The organism is Sodalis sp. (in: enterobacteria), assembly GCF_047607725.1.
GTDB lineage: Bacteria > Pseudomonadota > Gammaproteobacteria > Enterobacterales > Enterobacteriaceae > JBLKSS01.
On sequence record NZ_JBLKSS010000036.1, the window covers coordinates 9,208 to 12,417 of the forward strand.

General features: G+C 55.0%; 1 protein-coding gene and 3 pseudogenes. All 4 read right to left on the reverse strand.

All coding sequences use genetic code 11. From position 1 onward, the window contains the following. Positions 1-110: 110 nt before the first annotated feature. Positions 111-430 (reverse strand): annotated as a pseudogene (locus tag ACMX3H_RS04310) (UbiD family decarboxylase); the annotation flags it as partial. A gap of 185 nt (positions 431-615) precedes the next feature. After that, a complete protein-coding gene (locus tag ACMX3H_RS04315) occupies positions 616-1,158 on the reverse strand; it encodes a PadR family transcriptional regulator (protein WP_415209935.1) in 543 nt (180 codons plus the stop codon). Positions 1,159-1,255: 97 nt separating this feature from the next. Beyond that, positions 1,256-2,081: pseudogene (locus ACMX3H_RS04320) on the reverse strand (siderophore-interacting protein). Between the two features lie 221 nt (positions 2,082-2,302). Further along, positions 2,303-2,947, reverse strand: a pseudogene (locus ACMX3H_RS04325) (response regulator). Positions 2,948-3,210: the final 263 nt, after the last annotated feature.

The window sequence follows — 3,210 nt, forward strand, 5'->3', positions numbered from 1 at the left end:
ANNNCNNGATGGCACGATGGCACGATGGCACGATGGCACGATGGCACGATGGCACGATGGCACGATGGCACGATGGCACGATGGCACGATGGCAACGATGGCACGATGGCACGATGAACCGAGTCACGCAGCAAAAAGCCCAGCTTTTCCGGCGCACAATCGAGCAAATGGCCGACGCGTTCGCGGGTGGACATCAGACCGGTCACCACGCGCACCTCGGGAAAACCTTTAATCTTGTTGAACATCATGGCCGGCCCCTTACGGGTCGGACGTTCGCAGGTCCCCCCGCCCCGACATAACGATAAACACCGGACAATTCAGCGTGGGGATCGACTTCGGTATCGGTGCTGACAAATTCACCGTCTATTTTTTCTAGTAATTCGATGGCTGAGCGTAAATCATAGGGGACCGTTTCTTTGTGATTTGATATATTCCATCCGGCGAATAATGCGAAATGCAATAATTGGCAAAACTATAACGCCAATAAAAGGAAGGGAAAACTACCGTTTATATTTCCCACCTAAACCTTTTTGGTTTAGGGGAGTAATTAACCGCACTCATTTAAGCCGAAAAATACAACACCGGGAAAAGGAATTAACATTAACTCCTTACATATCAACTGCGTTTTATTTTTTTGGCGGCTTCATCCAACGCATCTATTATGGCATGCAGAGCTGACGTGGAGATATTGGCTTGTGAAAGGCGCGTATTAAGCGCGGATTTCATATTATGAATTGCCCGTTCAACTTCAGGAAGGCGGCGATTATTGACCAGAGTTGTTAATGATGTTAAACGATTTATAATATTCGTTACGCGCTCCTGGTTTTCCTGTAGCAAAATAGTGCCTTTTCGGGCGGCCACATAAGCTTTACGTTTATCACCCACATCCTGCACGCGAATACAGCCCGTTTCTTCGAGCAACGTCAGATTAGGGTAAATAATGCCGGGGCTCGGGGTATATTCGCCTTTGGAAAGATCCTCGATGGCTTTGATAAGTTCATAACCGTGGGCGGGCCCCTGGGCGAGAAAATGCAGGATCAGTAGCCGCATTTCGCTGGCGGCCAGCATCTTTTCCCGCCGTTTTCGGCGCACGCTGGCGCACGTGGCACGGCGCTCGTTGTCGGGGATCAGCGGGGAAGCGCTGTGATCGGGTTTCATCGCCTGTCCGGGCCTGCCATTAAAGGAGGTTGATAGTAGTCCGCCGTCCGCTAAAATTCAACACGGGCTGCGGCAGGCTAATGGCGGGGCATTGGGGTTACTTTTGATGCCAATAAGCCACCGCGCGCACATAAGCGTCATCCCGCCGGCGCTGGCCGATGAAATAATCGCTGAGCCGTTTCACCCGCTGCCCTTCCCCCGTCAACCAGATAAAATAGTCCTCATCGGGCAATGCCAGCGCGTCCAACGTGGCGATAAGCGCGGTGGGATCCTGCGCGCCCGGCAGGTCGCCGTTGCCCAGCCAGGTGACCTGCGCCCCGCCGATATCCCCCAGATAGGCCTGGCCTATTGCGGCATCGGTCAGAAGATACAGGCGGATATCGGCGGCCTGTGCCGTTTGCAACCGGCGTTTTAAAGCCGGCAAGCCGGTTTCGTCACAGACATAAAGCTGGAACGCGTAATCCTCCGCCACCACCAGCGAACCGCGCGGACCGCCCAGCACCAATCTGTCTCCCGGCTGCGCCCGGCTGGCCCAATCGCTGGCCACGCCGCCTGGGTGGATATAAAAATCAATCGTTAGACGGTTACTCACGGCGTCAAAATCCAGCGGCGTATAATCCCGAGCCGCCGTCCTGCCAGACGATCCCCTGTTCAGTGACGGTCGGTAGCCGTAATTCGCCGGTAGCATCCGGGAAAAACACCTTAACATGGTCGTCGAAACCGGGCGAAAGGAAGCCGGCCAACGCGTCACCGCTGAAAACGATGCGGTAAAAGCGCTGTGCCACCAATGTCTTTTCCACTACTGCAACATGGCGGAAACGCAGCTCATGGCGAATGCGCTGCGGCAGTCGGCGGGGGTGATCCTTCTCAATGATAGACACGCTTGTACTCCTTTTTTCCCCGCGGCGGGGGATAGTAAGCATTACGCCGCCCGTCACCGCCCGCGGCGGAGTAGGGATAGCAACATTTTGTTCTTCAGGGCGGCCAAACCGCCGCCGCGCACCCGGATAGCCTCCATTGAAAATATATCTATGATATATCTTAATGCAAGAGCATTTCATGCGGTGCCGGACGTTCAACGAAAGACCGGGCGGCTACGTCGCTGCATTCGCAACGCAGCGGTCTACGGACACGCTGACGGCGGTTAGACGAAGCAGTACCCCACCGTGTTTTCGGTAATAAAATGCCGCGGCTGGGCGGGATCGGCTTCCAATTTGTGACGCAAATGCCCCATATAGATACGCAGATATTGGCTATTGTCCGCCGGCGGGCCCCAGACCTGCCGCAGGATATGCGCCTGTGTCAGCACCTTACCGGGGTTGCTCACCAACAGGGCGAGTAGCCTGAATTCCGGCGGCGTGAGATGCAGATCGTTGCCGGCGCGCGTCACGGTATGGGCGCTGAGATTGACCATCACATCGTCAAAGGTTATCACCTGTTCGCGCGCATTTTCGCCTCTGCGCAGCGCCACCCGCACCCGGGCCTGTAGCTCCCCCATGCCGAATGGCTTACACAAAAAATCATCGACCCCCGCATCCAGCGCCTAGATTTTGTCGTCTTCGCCCACGCGCGCGGACAGGACAATGACGGGTTTATCGCTCCATTGGCAGAATTCACGGATAAAGGTCACACCGTCGGGCAACCCCAGATCCAAAATCACCAAATCCGGCTGGCGCGCCGCGACGGTGCTTAACCCGCGGGCCAAGGTTTCCGCCTCGAAGACCTTGATGTCGTCGCTCTCAAGCTACGCGCGTAAAAACCGGCAAATATGTTTTTCGTCGTCGATGATAAGTAAAGTTTTTACGCGTCCTCCTGTAAAGGTTCCTCCAGCGCGGGAGCGGGCGGCAGGGGAAGAATAATCGTAAAACAGGCACCGCCCGAGGGACGATTCACCGCATAAATTTCGCCATGATGCAGATTCCGACGTATCCGATCATCTGTTCCGGCGACATCCGATCAGTTATTCCGATATTTTCCGATCACCCATTCCAGTGATATTCGATCACGTGTTCGCTCATCTTCTGACTCAGTTTTAGTCTATTTTTCCTGTGC

Bases quoted from the DNA above. Each gene is read 5' to 3' on its own strand.
- ACMX3H_RS04315 (WP_415209935.1), bottom strand. From the start codon at position 1,158: ATGAAACCCGATCACAGCGCTTCCCCGCTGATCCCCGACAACGAGCGC.